The 18,750-nt window shown below is 62.6% G+C and carries 18 protein-coding genes, 1 tRNA gene and 1 pseudogene; 11 read left to right on the forward strand and 9 right to left on the reverse strand.

The features are described from left to right. Positions 1-166 precede the first annotated feature (166 nt). A complete protein-coding gene (gene aceE / locus V6D40_RS08445) occupies positions 167-2,932 on the forward strand; it encodes a pyruvate dehydrogenase (acetyl-transferring), homodimeric type (protein WP_334289937.1) in 2,766 nt (921 codons plus the stop codon). Between the two features lie 159 nt (positions 2,933-3,091). Here aceE and V6D40_RS08450 read toward each other — a convergent pair whose 3' ends face one another. Continuing rightward, entirely contained in the window at positions 3,092-3,976 is an 885-nt protein-coding gene (locus tag V6D40_RS08450; protein WP_334289917.1) for an alpha/beta fold hydrolase, read from the reverse strand. A 232-nt stretch (positions 3,977-4,208) separates the two neighbouring features. Here V6D40_RS08450 and V6D40_RS08455 point away from each other — a divergent pair, with 232 nt between their 5' ends. From V6D40_RS08455 to V6D40_RS08485, 7 genes are all read left to right on the forward strand, one after another. Further along, positions 4,209-5,255, forward strand: coding sequence for an extracellular solute-binding protein (locus V6D40_RS08455; RefSeq protein WP_334289918.1), 1,047 nt, complete (start codon positions 4,209-4,211; stop codon positions 5,253-5,255). A gap of 84 nt (positions 5,256-5,339) precedes the next feature. Beyond that, complete coding sequence (locus V6D40_RS08460; RefSeq protein ID WP_334289919.1) at positions 5,340-6,386, forward strand: ABC transporter ATP-binding protein; 1,047 nt, start codon at positions 5,340-5,342, stop codon at positions 6,384-6,386. A gap of 9 nt (positions 6,387-6,395) precedes the next feature. Then, the gene (locus V6D40_RS08465; RefSeq protein ID WP_334289920.1) at positions 6,396-8,189 is read left to right on the forward strand and encodes an ABC transporter permease; all 1,794 of its coding nucleotides are present in this window, start codon (positions 6,396-6,398) and stop codon (positions 8,187-8,189) included. Next, on the forward strand, positions 8,186-9,049 hold the full coding sequence (locus V6D40_RS08470; RefSeq protein ID WP_334289921.1) for a glycerophosphodiester phosphodiesterase family protein: 864 nt from the start codon (positions 8,186-8,188) through the stop codon (positions 9,047-9,049). Before V6D40_RS08465 ends, V6D40_RS08470 begins: the two co-directional genes overlap by 4 nt. A gap of 111 nt (positions 9,050-9,160) precedes the next feature. After that, positions 9,161-10,168 (forward strand): LacI family DNA-binding transcriptional regulator, encoded by a 1,008-nt coding sequence (locus V6D40_RS08475; protein WP_334289938.1) that lies wholly within the window; start codon positions 9,161-9,163, stop codon positions 10,166-10,168. 30 nt (positions 10,169-10,198) lie between these two features. Beyond that, positions 10,199-10,414, forward strand: coding sequence for an acyl carrier protein (locus tag V6D40_RS08480; RefSeq protein ID WP_334289922.1), 216 nt, complete (start codon positions 10,199-10,201; stop codon positions 10,412-10,414). Positions 10,415-10,431: 17 nt separating this feature from the next. Continuing rightward, entirely contained in the window at positions 10,432-11,211 is a 780-nt protein-coding gene (locus V6D40_RS08485; RefSeq protein ID WP_334289939.1) for an HAD-IIA family hydrolase, read from the forward strand. Here the strand turns inward: V6D40_RS08485 and V6D40_RS08490 are convergent. From V6D40_RS08490 to V6D40_RS08525, 8 genes are all read right to left on the reverse strand, one after another. Then, on the reverse strand, positions 11,208-12,035 hold the full coding sequence (locus tag V6D40_RS08490) for an alpha/beta fold hydrolase (RefSeq protein ID WP_334289923.1): 828 nt from the start codon (positions 12,033-12,035) through the stop codon (positions 11,208-11,210). The genes V6D40_RS08485 and V6D40_RS08490 overlap by 4 nt on opposite strands. Then, a complete protein-coding gene (locus V6D40_RS08495) occupies positions 12,025-13,410 on the reverse strand; it encodes an NAD-dependent succinate-semialdehyde dehydrogenase (protein WP_334289924.1) in 1,386 nt (461 codons plus the stop codon). Before V6D40_RS08495 ends, V6D40_RS08490 begins: the two co-directional genes overlap by 11 nt. Then, positions 13,403-13,723, reverse strand: coding sequence for a hypothetical protein (locus V6D40_RS08500; protein ID WP_334289925.1), 321 nt, complete (start codon positions 13,721-13,723; stop codon positions 13,403-13,405). Before V6D40_RS08500 ends, V6D40_RS08495 begins: the two co-directional genes overlap by 8 nt. A 241-nt stretch (positions 13,724-13,964) precedes the next feature. Then, on the reverse strand, positions 13,965-14,897 hold the full coding sequence (locus V6D40_RS08505) for a DMT family transporter (protein WP_334289926.1): 933 nt from the start codon (positions 14,895-14,897) through the stop codon (positions 13,965-13,967). 334 nt (positions 14,898-15,231) lie between these two features. After that, positions 15,232-16,041, reverse strand: a complete 810-nt coding sequence (locus tag V6D40_RS08510; protein ID WP_334289927.1) for a trimeric intracellular cation channel family protein — start codon at positions 16,039-16,041, stop codon at positions 15,232-15,234. Positions 16,042-16,065: 24 nt separating this feature from the next. Further along, positions 16,066-16,872, reverse strand: a complete 807-nt coding sequence (locus V6D40_RS08515; protein ID WP_334289928.1) for a serine hydrolase domain-containing protein — start codon at positions 16,870-16,872, stop codon at positions 16,066-16,068. Between the two features lie 10 nt (positions 16,873-16,882). Further along, positions 16,883-17,074 (reverse strand): hypothetical protein, encoded by a 192-nt coding sequence (locus tag V6D40_RS08520; protein WP_334289929.1) that lies wholly within the window; start codon positions 17,072-17,074, stop codon positions 16,883-16,885. Positions 17,075-17,090: 16 nt separating this feature from the next. After that, positions 17,091-17,720, reverse strand: a complete 630-nt coding sequence (locus tag V6D40_RS08525) for a hypothetical protein (RefSeq protein ID WP_334289930.1) — start codon at positions 17,718-17,720, stop codon at positions 17,091-17,093. A 109-nt stretch (positions 17,721-17,829) separates the two neighbouring features. Here V6D40_RS08525 and V6D40_RS08530 point away from each other — a divergent pair. From V6D40_RS08530 to V6D40_RS08540, 3 genes and pseudogenes are all read left to right on the forward strand, one after another. Further along, positions 17,830-17,902 (forward strand) — tRNA-Asn (locus V6D40_RS08530). A gap of 72 nt (positions 17,903-17,974) precedes the next feature. Then, on the forward strand, positions 17,975-18,412 hold the full coding sequence (locus V6D40_RS08535; protein ID WP_334289931.1) for a hypothetical protein: 438 nt from the start codon (positions 17,975-17,977) through the stop codon (positions 18,410-18,412). Between the two features lie 36 nt (positions 18,413-18,448). Then, positions 18,449-18,750, forward strand: a pseudogene (locus V6D40_RS08540) (excalibur calcium-binding domain-containing protein); the annotation flags it as partial.

Genomic DNA, 18,750 nt, shown 5'->3' on the forward strand with positions numbered 1-18,750 from the left:
ACAGGTGAACGCTGCGGAGGTAGTATTTATCAGCCAACTCCGTGCGCCGCGGAACTCGAAACGTTCTAGAATTGAAAGGTGAAACGATACCGACTCTTAGGGAGGATTTCCCGTGGCTGATAACGCCAACAAGAACGAGCACCTCGAAGGAACGGACGCCGCAGGCGTGTCAGCGGAAACCAACATTCCGCTGCTGCGTGACGGCGTCGCCTCCTACCTGCATGACGCCGATCCGGAGGAAACGCAGGAGTGGATGGATTCCCTCGACGGCCTCCTGGAAGCCTCCGACCCGGAGCGCGCCCGCTACCTCATGCTGCGCCTGATTGAGCGCGCCAACGCCAAGCGCGTGCCGCTGCCGGCGCTGTCCGAGACCGACTTCGTCAACACCATCCCGACGAAGCTGGAGCCGGAATTCCCGGGCGACGAGAAGATTGAGAAGCGCTACCGCCGCTGGATCCGCTGGAACGCAGCCGTGATGGTGCACCGCGCGCAGCGCCCGGGCATTAAGGTCGGCGGCCACATCTCCACCTACGCCTCCGCCGCTGCTCTTTACGAGGTCGGCTTCAACCACTTCTTCCACGGCAAGGACGCCGAGCAGCGCGGCGACCAGATCTTCTTCCAGGGCCACGCGTCGCCGGGCATGTACGCCCGCGCGTTCATGGAGGGCCGCCTTAGCGAGGACGACCTCGACGGCTTCCGCCAGGAAGTGTCCCGCCCGCAGGGCGGCCTGCCGTCCTACCCGCACCCGTACGGCATGCCGGAGTTCTGGGAATTCCCGACCGTGTCCATGGGCCTTGGCCCGATGAACGCGATCTACCAGGCCCGCTTCAACAAGTACCTGCAGGACCGCGGCATCAAGGACACCGACAAGCAGCACGTGTGGGCCTTCCTCGGCGACGGCGAGATGGACGAGCCGGAATCCCGCGGCCTGATCCAGATGGCCTCGCTGTACGGCCTGGACAACCTCACCTTTGTCATCAACTGCAACCTGCAGCGTCTCGACGGCCCGGTGCGCGGCAACGGCCAGATCATCCAGGAGCTGGAGGCGTTCTTCATCGGCGCCGGCTGGAACGTGATCAAGGTGGTCTGGGGTCGCGAGTGGGACGAGCTGCTTGAAAAGGATGAGGACGGCGCGCTCGTCCACATCATGAACACCACCCCGGACGGCGACTACCAGACGTTCAAGGCAAACGACGGCGCGTACGTCCGCGAGCACTTCTTCGGCCGCGACCCGCGCACCGCGAAGCTGGTTGAGGACATGTCCGACGAAGAGCTGTGGGCGCTGCGCCGCGGCGGCCACGACTACCGCAAAGTCTACGCCGCCTACAAGAAGGCGCTGGAGACCAAGGGCAAGCCAACGGTCATTCTCGCGCACACAGTGAAGGGCTACGGCCTGGGCCACAACTTCGAGGGCCGCAACGCGACCCACCAGATGAAGAAGCTGACGCTGGACGATCTGAAGCTGTTCCGCGACAAGCAGGGCATCCCGATTACCGACGAGGAGCTGGAGAAGGATCCGTACCTGCCGCCGTACTACCACCCGGGCGAGGACGCGGAGGAGATCAAGTACCTCAAGGAGCGCCGCAAGGAGCTCGGCGGCAACCTTCCGGAGCGCCGCGTGGACTTCACGCCGCTCGAGCAGCCGGACTTCGAGAAGACCTACAAGGCCCTGTTCAAGGACTCCGGCTCCCAGGAAGTCGCAACCACGATGGCGCTCGTGCGCACCTTCAAGGCGCTCATGCGAGATCAGGAGATTGGCAAGCGCGTCGTGCCGATCATCCCGGACGAGGCCCGCACCTTCGGCCTGGACTCCTGGTTCCCGACGCTGAAGATCTACAACCCGAACGGCCAGAACTACGTGCCGGTCGACCACGACCTGCAGCTGTCCTACCGCGAGGCGAAGGACGGCCAGATCCTGCACGAGGGCATCAACGAGGCTGGTTCGTCCGCGTCCTTCCTGGCTGCGGCCACCAGCTACGCCACCCACGGCGAGCCGATGATCCCGATGTACATCTTCTATTCCATGTTCGGTTTCCAGCGCACCGGCGACAACTTCTGGGCAGCCGGCGACCAGATGGGCCGCGGCTTCATCGTTGGCGCAACCGCTGGCCGCACCACCCTGTTCGGTGAGGGCCTGCAGCACATGGACGGCCACTCCCCGATCCTGGCCAGCACGAACCCGGCCATGGTGATCTACGATCCGGCGTTCGCGTACGAGATGCCGTACATCATCTCCAAGGGTATCGAGCGCATGTACGGCTCCAACCCGGGCGAGAACGTCATGTACTACCTCACCGTGTACAACCAGCCCACGCACCAGCCGGCGCGCCCGGAGAACCTCGACGTGGAGGGCCTGCACAAGGGCATCTACCTCTTCGACGAGGGCGACACCTCCAAGGAGCACCGCGTATCCCTGCTGGCTTCCGGTGTGGGCATGCAGGCCGCGATGCAGGCGCAGAAGATCCTGCAGGAGGACTACAACGTCGGCGCAGCGCTGTACTCGGTGACTTCCTGGGTCGAGCTGGCCCGCGACGGTGCGCACATTGCGAACGAGCAGCTGCTGCACCCGGGCGAGGACTTCGGCGAGCCGTTTGCGACCAAGCAGCTCAAGCAGACCGAGGGCCCGTACATCGCCACCAGCGATTTTGCCTCCGACCTGCAGGAGCAGATCCGCCCGTACGTTCCGGGCCAGTACATCGTGCTCGGTGCGGACGGCTTCGGTTTCGCGGACACCCGCGAGGCAGCCCGCCGCTTCTTCCACATCGACGGCGAGTCCATGGCCGTCGCCGCCCTGATGGGTCTGGCGCGCGAGGGCAAGATCGACATGTCGGTCGCAGCCAAGGCCGCCGAGGACCTGAAGATCGGCGACCCGACTGCAGCTGCGCCCGACCAGGACGGTGAAGAGGTAGGCCCTGAGAACGCGGCCGAGTAGGAGCGATGCACGCTGTGGGCGCACGCTGTCGGCAGGCGGTGCGCGTTAATAGCGGGTAACTTCCGGAACGCCGAATCGCGACCTGCGGAAACGCGAAAGGCGGCCCGAGTTACCCGCTATTAACGCCAGGTTGCCTGCGCTAACACCAGCCCGCCTGCGCTAACGCCCGGCCGGCCCGCCGACCAGCCGCACAATCGCCGCCGACACCGCCCCCGGGGCGTCCAGCGGCGGCATGTGGCCCGAGTCTGGGAGGACTTGCACGTACGCCCGTGGCCAGATCTCAGCCAAGCGCTGGGACTGCGACACGGGCGTTACGTAATCTTTGTCGCCGACCAGGATGAAGCCGGGGATGCCGGCGAGCACGTCTGCCGCGCCCAGCTCGGAGTGCAGGTGCAGGTCGTCGAAGAATCCCGCGTAGGTGGCCAACGGCGTCTGCTGGATCATCTCCGCGTGGAAGCGGATGGTGGCGTAGTCCATCGGCCGGAAGTAGAACCCGAGCGCGAGCACCGGCGCGAGCGTGCGCGTGATCGCGCGGCGCATGCCCTCGGCGAAGCGCGGTGTGTGGTTAACGATCCACTCGAGCACGCGGCCGAAGGGGCCGGCGAGCATGCGCGGCATCCCCTGCACGGTGAACGGCTCCACGGCCGAGGAAATCTGTACGCTGCCGGCCCAGTCGAAGGCGTCTGGGTGGCGGCGCATCATGGACAGCGACACCGGCCCTCCGAGAGAATGCCCCACCACGTACACCGGGCCGGAGACGGCGAGGTACTCAAGGACGGTGATGATGTCGTTGGCGGCGGCGTCGATAGTCAGCTGCTCCGGCGCGCATTTTTTGGATTGCCCGTGCCCGCGCAGGTCAACCAGCACTTGGCGCACGCCGAGCGGCCGTAAAGCGTCGACCTGGAGGTAGAACTCGGCAGACGAGATGTTGAAGCCGTGCACGTAGACCACTGTCGGGCCGTCGGCCGGGCCGACCTCGTAGTAGTGGATGCCGCCGACGGTGCCTTCGCGGTCGGGGTTCAAGCGGGCTTCGGGCGGTTGCATGTCCCCAAGCTTAAAGCCTCGTCCTGCCGTCTCCACATGGGCGTTCGCCAGGGACCGTACATGAAAGCGCTTCCAATAATTCTCTTTGACTTCAAATGATGGTAACCAAAACTTCACCGCCATGGTGGAAAGTACGTTAATGAAAGCGCGTTCACGCTCTACGTCCAAGCCATTGGCTCGGCGGAACCTCTTTCGCAATCCCGATCAGTTCCCAAACCGGAAAGGCACTTCCGTGAATCGCCCATCCTTGTTCAAATCGGCTGCCGCTGTCCTCACTTCTGCTACTGCCGCACTGACTCTTGTTTCATGCAGCTCCTCAGAGAGCGGTTCGGATGAGCCGCTTGTAATCTACTCCAACTCCACCTCCGATGGTCGCGGCGAGTGGCTGACCGAGCAAGCTGCTGAAGCCGGCTTTGACATCGAATTCGTGAACCTCGGCGGCGCGGACATCCAAGACCGGCTTGTGGCCGAGCAGGCCAACCCCATTGCTGACGTCGTCTTTGGTCTCAACAACGTCTTCTTCGAGCATCTCAAGGCTGACGGCGTCCTCGAACCGTACAAACCATCTTGGTCCGACAAGGTGGAGACGGGCGTCGGGGACGACGAACAGTACTGGCCGATCGTTCGCGAACCCATCATGCTCGTCTACAACAACGGTGCATTCACCGAAGCGGACGCACCGAAGGACTGGCCGGACCTGTGGGAAGAGGATCGTTTCCACAACAGGTACGAGGTTCCGACCGGCCTCGGCGGCGCGACTACGCAAATGGTGCTCTCCGGCATCCTGTCCCGCTACTTAGATGAGAACGGCGACTTGGGCGTATCGGACGAAGGCTGGAAAGCCGTAGAAGCTTACTTCGATAACGGAAATAAGGCTATCAAGGGCACTGACCTCTACGCCCGTATGAAGGAGGGGGAGGTCGACGCAGGCCAGATGTGGCTGGCCGGCAAGGCAAACCGCGAGAAAGAATACGGGATCCAGACTACCGCGGTTCACCCGGCCGTCGGCGTGCCTATGGCAACGCAGCACATTGCAAAGGTTGCCGGCACCGACAACGAGAAGGCGGAGGACTTCATTGACTGGTTCGGCTCCGGCGAGGTCCAGGCTGCATGGTCGCGTGAATTCTTTACTGCGCCGGTAAACACCGATGCGCTGGCTGATGCCGACCAAACCGCCGTGGAAGAAACGGATTCCTTCAAGGCGCAAGATATTGACTGGGAGGCTGTGGCAAAGAACCTCCCGTCTTGGGTCGAGAAGATTGAGCTGCAGTACCTCTAGGTCGCGTGAATTAACCTCGCACAGTCTCGTTTGATACCAAACGAGACTGCAGTTGTGCACCCCCTCTTCGTCCTCGGAGGCCTCATGATCACTTTCGACCGCATCAAGGTCGTGTACGGCGACTTCGTCGCAATTCCGGATTTCAACCTCAGCGTCAATGAAGGCGAGTTCTTCACGTTCCTCGGCCCATCTGGTTGCGGAAAGTCCACAGCTCTGCGCACGCTCGCAGGATTCATTTCCCCAGCATCGGGGACTATTCAAATCGACGGCAAGGATGTCACGTACGCGCACCCCTCAAAGCGCGGCATCGGCATGGTGTTCCAGAACTACGCCCTGTTCCCCTCGATGAACGTACGAGAAAACATCGAATTCGGCCTCAAGATGGCCAAGCTGCCGAAAGCCCAAATTTCGGAACGCGCATTAAGAGCCGCCAATCAGGTTTCGCTCACTGATGAGCAGCTGGAAAAGCAGGTTTCGGAGTTGTCCGGCGGCCAGCAGCAGCGTGTGGCCATCGCTCGCGCACTTGTGATGGAGCCAAGCATCTTGCTTCTCGACGAACCGTTGTCCAACCTTGATGCCCGCCTCCGCAAGCAGCTGCGTGTGCAATTGAAAGAGATTCAAACCGACGTCGGGATCACCACTGTATATGTCACTCACGACCAGGAAGAGGCCCTGTCAATGTCGGACCGCATTGCGGTGCTGAATGAAGGCAGGATTGAGCAAGTTGGCACCCCGCGCGAACTCTACGAAGATGCCGCGACCGAATTCGTCTGCAACTTCCTCGGACAGGTGAATAAGCTCAGCGAGGGACAGGTTGCAGAACTGAACAACCAAGGCGCCCACCTCTCCCCCTCCAATGCGCACTACATCAGGCCCGAGCGCCTGCTCGTACAACGCGGCAGCACAACATCATTACCCGCAGGCTCTGAGCTTCGCCTGCCCGCGGCCGTTATTGGTGAAAGCTACCTAGGCGATCACTCAGTGGTGGAGGTAGATGCCATCGGGTCTTCGCTCCGCGTCAACGTACCGGGTCCGAACCCTCTACATACAGAAGACGGGACGTTGACTTTGGTGCTTGATGAAGACTCCATCTATAGCTTCGATGTAAACGGGCGACGCGTCACCGCGTGAGGGGCAGCTATGAAAAAGAACCGACTCTCGATTCGCGCGATGCTCAAGTCGCCCCTAAACATCGTCATTTTGACCGTGATGACCTATTTCCTCATCACGTTTCTTATCTGGCCCAATCTTTCTCTCCTGTTGAGCGTCTTCCGACCCAGCGGCGAGTGGAGCCTAGACGTGTTCCCGGAGCTTTTCGCATCCGATCGAGCGATGAAGTCGTTGCGAAACTCCATCATTCTCGCTTTCGCGCTGTGTATCACGGTCAACGCCGTCGGTATCTTCATCGTCTTGGTGACGCGTTACTTCGACATCAAGGGATCAAGAATTTTGTTCTTGGGATTCGCGACTCCCCTGTTGTACGGCGGTGTCGTGCTGGTCTCCGCGTACAAACTGATTTACGGTCCCAGTGGGTACCTGACAAATGCGGCCACGCGAATCTTCCCCGGAATGGATACGCATTGGTTCGAAGGCGCCCTCGCTGTGATTTTGGTGATGACGTTATCTGGCACCGGAAGCCACCTGCTCTTCCTTACCGACTCGATTTCCAAAATCGACTACCAAACCATCGAAGCCTCAAAGCAGATGGGCGCGTCCACACTCCAGACGTTCCGGGCGGTCGTTTTGCCGGTCCTGCGCCCGATGATCTTCGCGATCACGATTTTGACGTTTCTCGGTGGGCTCGGCGCGCTGACAGCACCACTGATCTTGGGAGGTGAGAATTTCCAAACCATTTCGCCGATGATCCTGACGTTCTCCAGAACTGTCAGCTCCCGAGATCTAGCAGCGACCTTGGCCATGTTCCTTGGCTTGATGACCATCCTCATGCTCGCGCTGTTGAACTGGGCGGAAAAAGGCGGCACCTACTTCTCGGTATCGAAGGTTCCAGTCGCGTTGCAGAAACAGAAGATCGACAACCCCGTTGCCAACGTCATCGTGCACATTTTGGCGTGGGGGTTGTGGCTGATTTACATCTTGCCGCCAGTGCTCATTGTGATCTTCTCGTTTACCAACGCATCTGCAATCAGCAGCGGCCGGATCAATTTTGAGGATTTCACGCTGCGCAACTACGGGCGCATCTTCACCGATCCGTCGGCAATCAAGCCGTTCGCAATCTCTATCGCCTACTCCGCAGTGGCATCGGTTGTAGTGGTCTTTGCGATGCTATTCGTGGCGCGACTTATCCAGCGACACCGCAACGCGATCACCATCTGGCTCGAGTACTTACTGCACATCCCGTGGCTGCTCCCCGGCACAATGATTGCTCTTGGCCTTCTGTTGACATTCAGCACCCCTCAGCCGCTGGTCTTCGGGCGAGTCCTGTCGGGCACCGTAGTGCTGCTCGCTATCGGTTACGTCATCGAAAAGATTCCGTTTACCCTGCGCATGCTGAAAGCTTCATACACTGGGGTCCCCGACAACCTCGAGGAAGCAGCCTCGCTGCTCGGCGCGAGTGATTTTCAGATATTCCGGAAGATTCTGCTGCCCATCGTGTTGCCGGTGGCTGCGGCGATTACCGCCCGCAACTTTAACGCGCTGCTGGATAACTATGACACAGCGATCTTCCTTGCTCACCCCTTCTATCAACCGCTGGGCATCTTCATCTACAACGCAACAGAGTCCGACACCTTAAACGACACCACCGCGTTGACCTTTGTCTACACGGTGTTGCTGATGATCATCTCTGCCGTGGTCTTGTACTTGGTCTACGGCCGGAACAGCAAGCCTTCCCGCTCACCTAAGCACGGCTGGCTGCGTAACCTCTTCCGCCGACGCGCGGTTCCGACAGAAACCAAGGAGGCTGTCACCGCATGACACAAGAAGTATTAGGGCGGCAAGAGTACGCCGCTGTGAACCGCCGTTTCCTTGCCGCATGTAATGTCAAGCGGCCGCTGATAGCTGTCCACCGCGGTCAGAATGCTGGAAGCATTGTTGAAAACACGGCACGTGCAGTCCGGGCGGCTATTGTCTCGGGTGCGGATATCGTAGAGATTGATGTGATCGAATCTACTGACGGCGACTTTTTTACATTCCACAACGGGTTCGAAGGTGTCTACTTCGGGCTTGATCGTGACATTCGAACACTCAGTACTAAGGAGCTTGAACGACTGCAGTTTGATCTCTACGTCTCGGCGAAGGCAGAAAAGTACGGTCTAGAAAGGCTGGAAACCATTGTTTGCGGTTTCCCGGACACTTTGCTCAACATTGATCGATCGTGGGAGTACTGGGACCACCTCCTCCCGTTCTTGGATGACCTCGGTTGCGTCGACCGTGTGCTCTTCAAGTCGCCAGTAGCGCAAGAGTGGTTGCAGAAACTCGCCGATCATCCTGTGAAATACCCGTACATGCCTATTGTGAAGTCGAAGGACGAAGTTGAACTAGTTCTCAATTGTGCCGATGTCAACACAATTGCAGTCGAGATTCTCGCAGCTTCCGAAGATGAGGAGCTGGCTTCCCAAGAGTTTGTGCAGGAGATGCACGATTTAAATTTGTTGGTGCAGACCAACGCTCTCAACCTCCCGAATCGTGTCCCGCTGTTCCTCGGTTGGGACGATGAAATCTCGGTGCTGGATGAACCTGAGAAGGGTTGGGGCCGCCTTGTAGATCACGGCGCCGACATCATTCAGACCGACTGGCCGATGTTGCTTGATCGTTTCCTCTCAACCAGGGGGTGAAACGTTCAGGCAGCACCGGTGGGGGCCGGCAGCTAAAATGAGCGCGCAAGTCATTTTCCTCTGAGCATCGAGGCCCTCGTGAACTCTCCCCGACACACAGTGCGCGTGACCATGGACGATGTGGCGCGCGCTGCTGGAGTGTCCCGCGCCACCGTTTCTCGAGTGATGACGGGCAATTCCTCCGTCAGCCAAGAAACGATCGCCAGAGTCAACGAAGCCATAGCGGCTTTGGGTTATGTTCCGAATGCCGCCGCACAATCGCTCGCCGGGCGCAAGAGCGACGTACCCACGGTCGGCTTGCTGCTAAGGGATCCGGCGAGCACCTACTACGGGTTCTTCTTCTCTCAAATGCAGCGTCAAGCCGAGGAATCGGGCCTGCAGTTGGTCGCATCGATACCTACGATCCGCGGGAGGGCAGCAGACGAGCTGTCCGCGCTCGATCGTTTGGTACGACTTGGGGTCAACGGCATCTATCTCGCTACGGGATCGATCAAGCCCGCAGATGTGGAGTCACTGTTGGATGCAGTCCCAATGATTTCGGTGGGACGCCCAGAGTTCCACGATGAGATTACGGCCATCTCATACGACGAGGAGGCTCACGGCGAGATTATGGCATCGAACGTGGTTTACCACGGGCATCAGTCCGTGTGCGTCGTTCACGTAGCCGCAGAGGTTTCTTCGTCCGAATCCCACCGCTCGCAAGCGATGATCCGCACGCTGAAACAGGCTGGCGTCGAGGTCGCTGTCGTGGACGAAAACGAGAACCAGCAGCGCATGACCACAATCAACCAGGTGCTCCAGCTGGTGTGGGAAAAGGAGGTAACCTGCGTTATGTTCCCAGCGGATTACAGGGCGCTCCAGTTCATCGATTATTGCACCATGGCGGGGCTGCAAATCCCCGAAGCTGTAAGCGTCACCGGCGTTGATGGCGTATTTCCTCGGTGGCAGCATCTTGGGTTGGCGACACTTCGCCTGCCCGTCGAATCAGTTGCCGCGCGTGCGGCACAGGTTATGAGTGCGCGGTTGGAAAACCCTCGCCAACCTGTCACCCATGAAACGTTCGTCGGCTCCTTTGTCCCCGGCCGCACCTTGAATACGGCTCATAACTTTTCGCGGTAGTCGTCAGTTCGGGTCCCTATGATGAAGACTATGCTCTCGGAACTTCTCGCGCTGCTTAGCACCCGCTTCGACGCAACCCCGGAGCCCGAGACCGCGCTCGCGGATTCGGGCCTGACGTCGCTCGACTTAATCGAACTGGCGGTGCGAATCGAGGACGAATTCGGCGTGCGCATCAGCGAGGACGTGTACCAGCAGCACGCAACCGTGGGCGAGCTCGCCGCCTACATCGAGGAGCACCAGCCGTGATTTCCTATCTGACCGACATGGACGGTGTCCTGCACCGCGAGGGAGACCTGATTCCCGGCGCGGACGCGTTCATCCGCACGCTGGGCGACGAGGACATCGAGTTCATGGTGCTGACCAACAACTCGATCCAGACCCCGCGGGATCTGTCGGCGAAGCTGCAGCGCCTCGGCCTAGACATCCCGGAGGAGCGCATCTGGACCTCCGCGACGGCCACCGCGCGCTTCCTCTCTCAGCAGGCAGGTGAGGCCTCCGCGTACGTCATCGGCGAGGCGGGGCTGACCACCGCACTCCACGAGATTGGCTGGATTCTTACCGACGCCGACCCGGATTTCGTCGTGCTGGGCGAGACGCGCACCTACTCGCTCGAGGCCGTAACCACCGCGTGCAACCTGATCATGAACGGCTCACGATTCATCGCCACGAACCCGGATCTGACCGGCCCGGGCCCAAGCGGCGTGATCCCGGCAACGGGTGCGGTCGCGGCCATGATCACCGCGGTGACCGGCATGGAGCCGTACTACGTGGGCAAACCCAACCCGGTGATGATGCGCACGGCGCTGAACAACATCGGCGCGCACTCGGAGCACACGGTGATGATCGGCGACCGCATGGACACCGACGTCAAGGCCGGGCTGGAGGCGGGCATGCGCACGATCCTGGTCCGCACCGGCATCGCGGACGACAAGGAGATCGCCCGCTACCCCTACCGCCCCACCAAGGTGCTCGATTCGGTCGCCGCACTCGCGGACACGGAGCGCATCCATGACCCCTTCCGCGACGGCGCGTACAGGGATTAGAGGAAGGCCTCGATCAGGTCGTTGACGGGGCCAGGCTTATCGACGTTCGCGTTATGCCCAGCACCGGCAACCGTCGTTAAGCTGATGCCCTCTTCCGCCGCCCACCGCTGGTTCATCGCCTTGATCCCGCCCATGGTGTCGTGCTCCCCCACGATGAGCGCTGCCGGGCACAGCAGGGCGGGCGCGTTATTGGACACGGCGTCTGCTATGGCGCGGAAGATGCGGCTGGCGAGGGCGACGTACTCGTCCTTGGTGTAGTCGCGAAGCATTTCGCGCGTGAGCTCTTGGGCGTGCTCGGTGTGGCACGTTTCCTTCGGCGCCTCGGCGAGGATGGTCGGCCACGACCTCATGCGCAGCAGTGGGCCGGCGTGTTTCAGGCCCGCGAGCATGAGCGGGTTCCAGTACGCGCGGTTCAGCGGCATGGTGTCGATGCCTACGAACCCGTCCGCTAGATCCGCGCGGAGACCAAGTACTGCCTGCCCCACGATCCCGCCGAAGGACTGGCCGACCAGCGTCACGGGGCCGTCGATCGCCAGCGAGTCCAGGATGGCGATGAGCTGGCGGGCAATGCCGTCCACCGTCAGCGCCTCGAGGTCGTACGGGCGGGACGCGCCGTGCGCGGGCGGGTCCCACACGAACGTGTTCACCTTGCCGTGCAACGCGCCACGCGTGAAGTGCTCCAGCTGCGGCGAAAAGAGGCGGTGGTCGGTGAGCATGCCCGGCAAGAACACCAGCCACGGCGCGTTCGCTACCTCCGCCCGTGTGACGGAGTAGCGGATCGGGCCGTGGGGTGTGCCGACCGAGTCGAACGAGCTAGTCAGCAATGAAGAAACGCTGCTTGTTCACAAACTCGTCCATGCCCAGCGGGCCGAGCTCGCGGCCGAGGCCGGAGTTCTTCACGCCGCCGAACGGCAGCTCGGCGCCGCGGGCCTGCGGGATGTTGACGTGAATCATACCGGTGTCGATCTTGTCGGCAACGCGCTTGGCGCGCTCCTCGTCGGTCGACATCACGGCGCCGCCGAGGCCGTAGCGGGAATCGTTGGCCACCTCGACGGCCTCCTCGTCGGACGACACCTTGTACACGGTAGCGACGGGGCCGAAGAGCTCCTCGTAGTAGATGTCGGAGCCGACCGGGATGCCGGTGACTACGGCGGGCGCGAAGTAGGCGCCGTCGCCGTCGATGGTGCCGCCGACATGGATGGTGGCGCCGGCCTCCTCCGCCAGTTTCAGCTGCTGGACCAGGTTCTCGGCGGCGTCGCGGGACGACAGCGGGTAGTATTCGTTCTCGCCTGCCTCTCCTGGCTTGAGCGGGTCGCCCTTGACGTAGGAAGAGGCGATGTTCACCAGCTCCTCGACGAACTCATCGTAAATGTCCTCCATGACAATCATGTGCTTGTTGGAGGTGCAGGCCTGGCCCACGTTGCCGATACGCTTGGTCCACGCGGTCTTCGCGGCTTCTTTCGGGTCCTCGGCGTCGAGCACCACGTAGGCGTCGGTGCCGCCGAGCTCCAGCACGCACTTCTTTAAGTTCTCGCCGGCCTGCTTGGCAATGGAGCGGCCAGCGCGCTCGGAACCGGTCAGTGAAATGCCCTTCACGCGCGGGTCCGCGATCAGGGTCGTGATGTCGTCGTGGGAAGCGTAGATGTTGGTGTACACACCCTTGGGCAGACCCGCCTCTTCCAGGATGTCCTGGATCTTCTGCGCGGAGCGCGGGCAGATCTCGGCGTGCTTGACCAGCACCACGTTGCCGGCCATGATCGCGGGCGCTGCGAAGCGGGCGACCTGGTAGTACGGGAAGTTCCACGGCATCACGCCAACGATCACGCCGAGCGGCACCTTGCGCATGATGGCCTTGCCGCCCTTGTTAGTCGGAATCTCCTCATCGGCGCCGAACTCGGCACCGTGGTCGGCGTAGTAGTTGAAGATCTCAACGACGTCGTCAACCTCGCCGTCGCCCTCCTTCACAGACTTGCCCATCTCCTCTGCGATGATGCGGGCAAGTTCGTCACGCTGGGCGTCGAAAAGCGAAGCTGCCTTGTGCAGCAGCTCGGCGCGCTCCTCGTAGCTGGTGTCGCGCCAGGTTGTAAACGCCTCGTCGGCAGTTGCGAGCACGTTCTCGAGCTCGTCGGCGGTGAGGCGGTCGAACGTCTCAACTACTTCGTTCGTTGCGGGGTTCTGTACGCGGTACGGATTAGTCATAGATGCCAGCGTACGGACGCTGCGCCAGCCGTGCCACGAACCCGCGCTGAGCTGCCAGCTCCTCAAGTGCGGCGGCGAATTCCACCGCGTCGGCATACGGCGCGACGATGCGCTCGCGGCACGAGTAGGTGCCGTCCGGCGCGCGGTGCCAGCGGGTGAACCACACCTCGCCGGGTTCCCCGTCGGGCAAAAGGAGCATCAGCTTTTCGACGTCCCCCCGCACCCCCCTATCCATCCCATCAATAGCGAGCACGAACGTGACATTGTTTGCGGTAGCGGCGAGCGTTTCGGGGGCAGCAAGTGTGGCTGTCACAGCGGGGAGACCTTTCCTGTGCGTGGCGCGGAACGCGCATGTGTACAACGCACCCAGCGCGCGCCGAGTGGCGACAGCACGCAGGTGCGAGACGAGAGGTTCGTCTTCCCCAACGGCCTCTTGACGTAGCTGAAGCGATCATGCGCCACAACCGCCACAGCAACAACCCTCAAGGCTTGCTTAATCCCCCTGTTTACTGAAGCTGAACTTCAGCCTTAGGTCGCCCGCGCAGTGGGATCAGTTAGAGCAGGCGGACCGCCACCACGCCGGCGAAGATCAGCGCCAGCCCGGCTACGCGCGCAGCGTCCATCCGCGCCTTGCGCGCCCCGAACGCGCCGAACGACTCCAGCACTTGGCCGCCGACGATGGTGCCCGCGTTAAACGCGATGACCGTCGTCGCCGTGCCCAGAATCGGCGCGAGGGTTGCGCCGCCGATGACGAACAAAGCGCCCACGAAACCGCCGAGCCACATCCACCACGGCCCCGGCTCGGGCTTGGTGGCGAGCTGGCGCGGGCTGGTGACAAGCGCTGCGATCAAAAGCAGCGTCACGCCGACGGTGAGGTTGATCTCCGCGGCGTGGAGCGAGGAGCCCGCGATGGTGCCCAGGTAGCCGTTGATTGCGGTCTGCATGGCCGATCCCATACCAATACCCACGCCAAGGGCGCGGTAGAGCCAGACGGAGGCGCCGGTGTCGTCCGCGGCCGAGCTTGCCGCAGCGCCGGTCCCCTTCTTCTGCAGCACGAGCGCGATGCCGAGCACCACCACGGCCGCGCCCAGGATGCGCAGCAGCGACACGTCCACCTGCTTCGCGTTGAACAGCCCCCACTGGTCGATGACCAGACCCATCGTGACCTGGCCCAGGATGGGCAGCACCACCGTCTGCACGGCCCCGAGCTTGGGGAAGAGCAAGATGTTGCCGATCACGAACGCGACCCCGAAGAACCCGCCGAGCCAGACCCACCAGCTGGCCGGTGCACCTGCCTCAGCGAACTGCGGCAGCGGGTTGCCCTGCAGCACCACGGTGGCCGCGACGGCAACAGTGAGCGCCACGGCAAAGGACACGAGCGCGGAGACCACCGGGCGGTTGCCCACAGCAAGGCGCAGGCGCGAATTCGCCGCCGTTTGGACGGGCACGAGCGCGCCGATCAGCAGCGCGGCGGGTAAGTAGAACATGGTGCTTAAGCCATCACCGGAGAAACGTGCGGTGCCGGAGTTGCTTGTGTGGGTGCGAATCTAGCGGTCATCTTCCATTTCTCCTCTCTGTGAGTGTGAGTGCTCGTTGAATTCTAATGACCGCTGCCGCACGGGGCCGGACAGCGGCACGCAGGGGGGCGGATGAAGGATGGCGGACGAAGGAGGGCGGACGAAGGATGGCGGAAGTACGGCCAAGAGGGGGCATATCCGCCATCCGCCGGACGCCCTCCGCCGGACGCCCTCCGCCAGACGCCCCCGACGGTAGTGGCCGCGACGATCGCGACGGTCGTTACCGCAGCCCGGAGCGACCCGCCTACGCCTTCGCCTCGGAGCGCTCCTTGACTTCGTTGCGCAGCAGCACGCGCACCGCCTGCAGAAGTTGCTCGTCGGAGGCGCTATCCAGCGCGGCAACCACGTTCTCCGCGGACGCGTGCGGCTCGTCTGGGTCGTCCTCCACGCCGAGCGCTTGGCCGATGCGGGCCTCCAGCGGGCGCTCCGGCATCCGGCCGCGGCGCAGGTAGTTGCCGCCGAAGTAGACCACCATCGCCAGGATCGGGGCCGCCGCCGCGGAGGCGAGCATGCCGTGGTAGAGCATGCCGAAGTGGTTGAACCCCAACAGCAGCAGGCTCGAAACGATCGCGGGCAGGACGTACATCTTCTGCTCGGTGAACAAGGACGGGATGCGGCGCAGCACCACGTCGCGCATTAACGTGCCGCCGACAGCGGTGATAATCGCCAGCAGCACGCAGGCGACCCAGCCGAGCCCGTTCGACAGGCCCTTGATCGTGCCGGCGACGGCCCACACGCCGATGGTGATCACGTCGGCGTAGAAGCGGAACTTGTCCCACACCCTCCCGCCCAGGTTCACGGTGTAGGCGACGGCGGCGCCGATCGTGGCGGTGATTAAGTAGCCGGGGTTGGTGAGGGCGGCTGCGGGGGCGTCGTTAAGCAATGCGTCCCTCAACATTCCCCCGGACAGCGAGGAAATCATGGCGATGAACGCGAAACCGATGACGTCGAAATGCATGCGCTTCGCCACGGTGCCTCCGACCGTGGCGGCGAGGGCGACGCCGGTGTATTCGAGGACGAAGAAGAGATTTTGTACGTTTTCGGACAGCTCCATGCGCACGGATATTAGTGCCGGGCGCTACAAAAGCGCCTGCCAGATCGCGGTGTTGGTCTCCTGCCACAGGGGTTTGGCCCAGTCGCCGAACTCGCGGTCCGTCAGCGCCACCATGGCGTGATCCCCCGCCACCCACAGGTACGTGCCGGCCATGCCGAAGTGGCCGAAGGTGGTTGCCGGCATACCGTCGCCGGTCCAGTGCGGCGATTTGTCGCCCTTCAGCTCGAAACCGAGACCCCACGGGCACGGCTTCTGCATGCCGTAGCCCGGCACCACGCCGCGCACACCACCGAACTGGTTGGAGGTGGCCTCCCCCAGGCTGGTGATCAGTTGCGGTTCAAGGAGTTCCTGGGCGAAGAGGAGCAGGTTGCTCGCCGACGCCACGCCCCCATGCCCAGCTCCCCCCTCCAACCTCGCGCCTTCCATCCCAAGCGGGGCAAACACGCCCTCGTAGAGGTAATCCGGGAACGCAATCCCGGTGGTTTCCTCCACGTGCTCAGCGAGAATCTCGTAGCCCGCCGAGGAGTAGATGCGCCGCTGACCCGCCGGCTTCTGCTGCTCCCGGGTGTCAAACCCCACACCCGAGGTGTGCGCGAGCAGGTGCCGCACGGTGGAGCCTTCGGGCCCGCAGGCGTCATCGAGCTCGAAAGCCCCCTCCTCCACCGCGAGCAGCACGCCGTAGGCCGAAAGCAGCTTCGTCACGCTCGCCAGCTCGTAGGCGCGGTCGAGATCGCCGTAGGCGTCGATCACCCCGTCCGGGCCGATCAGCCCCGCCGAGACGTTGTCCACCGGCCAGTTGCCTAGGTGCTGCTGCAAAATATCCGCGCTCATGCGCCCGATCCTAGCGGCGCAGCTGGTTCCAGCGGCGCACGAGCAACCAGGTGGCCAGCACTAGCGCGCCCGCGAGCAGACCCGGCCAGATCGCCGGGTCCGGCGAGAAGACGTTGATAACGGCCTGCACCACGGCGAGGAACGCGAAGAAGCCGACGAAGCCGATCACCGTCTGCCAGACGAGGTCCCTGCGTTGGTCCATGTGTGTTTTGCGAGTGCTAGTCGATCTCGTTGGGCTTGCAGATCAGCACGGCGTCGATAAGCTGCTGCGGCGCGCCCTGCTCCCGCAGCGTCAGGCCGTTGTAACAACCGAAGCCGGTGTAGGTGGTGCCCCGCTTCGGCACGCGCTGCCACGCGCCGCCGGTGAAGCGGAAGGTCTCCGTCCAGTCGGTCTGGTTGGCGCCGGCCGTAGCCCACAGCCCGTCGCAGTAGGTGACTGTGGTGCCGGTAAAGTTCGGCCACCCCGGCACAAGCTTGTCAAACTCCTCCGGCGCGCACGACCCCTTCGCCGGAGTTGCCGCGGCGCGGTTGTTCGCGCGCCCCGGCAATGCAGGCAAGGTGGGTAGCGCCGGAAACAGCGCGTTGATCTGGGCCATGTCCACACCCGGGATTTGGATCCAGCCCTGCTGCACCGCAAGCGCGGTGCCGGCACTGACAAGCGCGAGCACACCGAGGGTGATACCGGCGATGGCGGCGGGACTTAAAGACTCCTCGCTGCTTGTGCCGGCTGAGGCGGCAGGCTCGGCTGCGGGTTCATCTGCCTCGTCTGCGGCCCACGCCTGCGGCACCGCCACCGGTGCTACGGCCACCGAGGCAGCAACGGTTGCTGCCAGGATCGATTTCTTCATGTTTACAGTGTAGCTAACCGGCTTAAAACCCTCGCCTTACCTGCCGATTTTGTGAAGTAGGACCTACGGGGTTAGTGTTACTACTCGTTGCTTCGAGCAACGGAAACATTCCTCCATAGCTCAGTTGGCAGAGCATTCGACTGTTAATCGAAGGGTCACTGGTTCGAGCCCAGTTGGAGGAGCAGGTTGAATAGCCCGCTTCGGCGGGCTTTTTTCTATTGCCGTACATCTCGAGCCCAAGGTACGGTTCTGTTATGCACATCACATTTTCTCGCTTTGCCCCTGCCGCAGCGTCCGCCGTCATTGCGGCCTTCGTCCTCGCCGCCCCCGCCCACGCCGCCGATTCCCAGGTCTTCGGCAACGCGAAAAACACCGTCCGTTGCAGCCTTACTACCGAGGGCGGCAACACCTTCGCCCTGTGCACCAGCGACATCGGCCGCGGCGCCCAGCCCGAGTGCAACCCGCCGAATGAACTTGTTCCGTCGGTGGCCATTGAGCCCGAGTATGTCGGCACCTCGTGCTGGAACCAGGGCTTCGACCGGGTTACCCGTTTGCAGCCGCTGCAAATCCGCTCGTTTGGTACCGCCACCGTCATCCCCGGGTTCACCGGCAGCCTCTACGTCCTCGACTTGGCGCAGCGAGCCCTGGTTCGTGCGGGCACCGCGAACAAGGTCATTTTCGGGGCCAAATAGCCACCTAGCGAGTACGGCTGTGTCATACTTGCCGGCATGAGAAAACCTGTCATTTGCCTAGCAACCGCCCTTGCACTCACTGTCAGCCCCATCGCTACGCCGTCGTACGCCCAGGCAACGCCCGCGACCGAGGAACGGGAAGACAGCAAGACAGGTCTGATCATCGGTGGCGTGATCAGCACCCTCGCGCTCCTCGGCGCTGGCGCTGGCGCGGCGTGCTGGGCGATGCAGCAGGGCATGATCTCGAACCCGGCTCCGCAGTTCATCCCGTGCCACCCGCCGGCACCGGCTCCTGCACCCGCGCCGGCCCCCGCCCCTGCACCGGCGCGGGTGCAGGA

This window comes from Corynebacterium sp. Marseille-Q4381 (genome assembly GCF_036881695.1).
Taxonomy (GTDB): domain Bacteria; phylum Actinomycetota; class Actinomycetes; order Mycobacteriales; family Mycobacteriaceae; genus Corynebacterium.

What these genes read in the sequence shown, in the direction of transcription:
- V6D40_RS08450 (WP_334289917.1), bottom strand. Translation starts at nt 3,976, where the DNA reads ATGCAACCGCCCGAAGCCCGCTTGAACCCCGACCGCGAAGGCACCGTC.
- V6D40_RS08460 (WP_334289919.1), top strand. Translation starts at nt 5,340, where the DNA reads ATGATCACTTTCGACCGCATCAAGGTCGTGTACGGCGACTTCGTCGCA.
- V6D40_RS08465 (WP_334289920.1), top strand. Translation starts at nt 6,396, where the DNA reads ATGAAAAAGAACCGACTCTCGATTCGCGCGATGCTCAAGTCGCCCCTA.
- V6D40_RS08470 (WP_334289921.1), top strand. Translation starts at nt 8,186, where the DNA reads ATGACACAAGAAGTATTAGGGCGGCAAGAGTACGCCGCTGTGAACCGC.
- V6D40_RS08475 (WP_334289938.1), top strand. Translation starts at nt 9,161, where the DNA reads ATGGACGATGTGGCGCGCGCTGCTGGAGTGTCCCGCGCCACCGTTTCT.
- V6D40_RS08480 (WP_334289922.1), top strand. Translation starts at nt 10,199, where the DNA reads ATGCTCTCGGAACTTCTCGCGCTGCTTAGCACCCGCTTCGACGCAACC.
- V6D40_RS08485 (WP_334289939.1), top strand. Translation starts at nt 10,432, where the DNA reads ATGGACGGTGTCCTGCACCGCGAGGGAGACCTGATTCCCGGCGCGGAC.
- V6D40_RS08495 (WP_334289924.1), bottom strand. Translation starts at nt 13,410, where the DNA reads ATGACTAATCCGTACCGCGTACAGAACCCCGCAACGAACGAAGTAGTT.
- V6D40_RS08505 (WP_334289926.1), bottom strand. Translation starts at nt 14,897, where the DNA reads ATGTTCTACTTACCCGCCGCGCTGCTGATCGGCGCGCTCGTGCCCGTC.
- V6D40_RS08510 (WP_334289927.1), bottom strand. Translation starts at nt 16,041, where the DNA reads ATGGAGCTGTCCGAAAACGTACAAAATCTCTTCTTCGTCCTCGAATAC.
- V6D40_RS08515 (WP_334289928.1), bottom strand. Translation starts at nt 16,872, where the DNA reads ATGAGCGCGGATATTTTGCAGCAGCACCTAGGCAACTGGCCGGTGGAC.
- V6D40_RS08520 (WP_334289929.1), bottom strand. Translation starts at nt 17,074, where the DNA reads ATGGACCAACGCAGGGACCTCGTCTGGCAGACGGTGATCGGCTTCGTC.
- V6D40_RS08525 (WP_334289930.1), bottom strand. Translation starts at nt 17,720, where the DNA reads ATGAAGAAATCGATCCTGGCAGCAACCGTTGCTGCCTCGGTGGCCGTA.
- V6D40_RS08535 (WP_334289931.1), top strand. Translation starts at nt 17,975, where the DNA reads ATGCACATCACATTTTCTCGCTTTGCCCCTGCCGCAGCGTCCGCCGTC.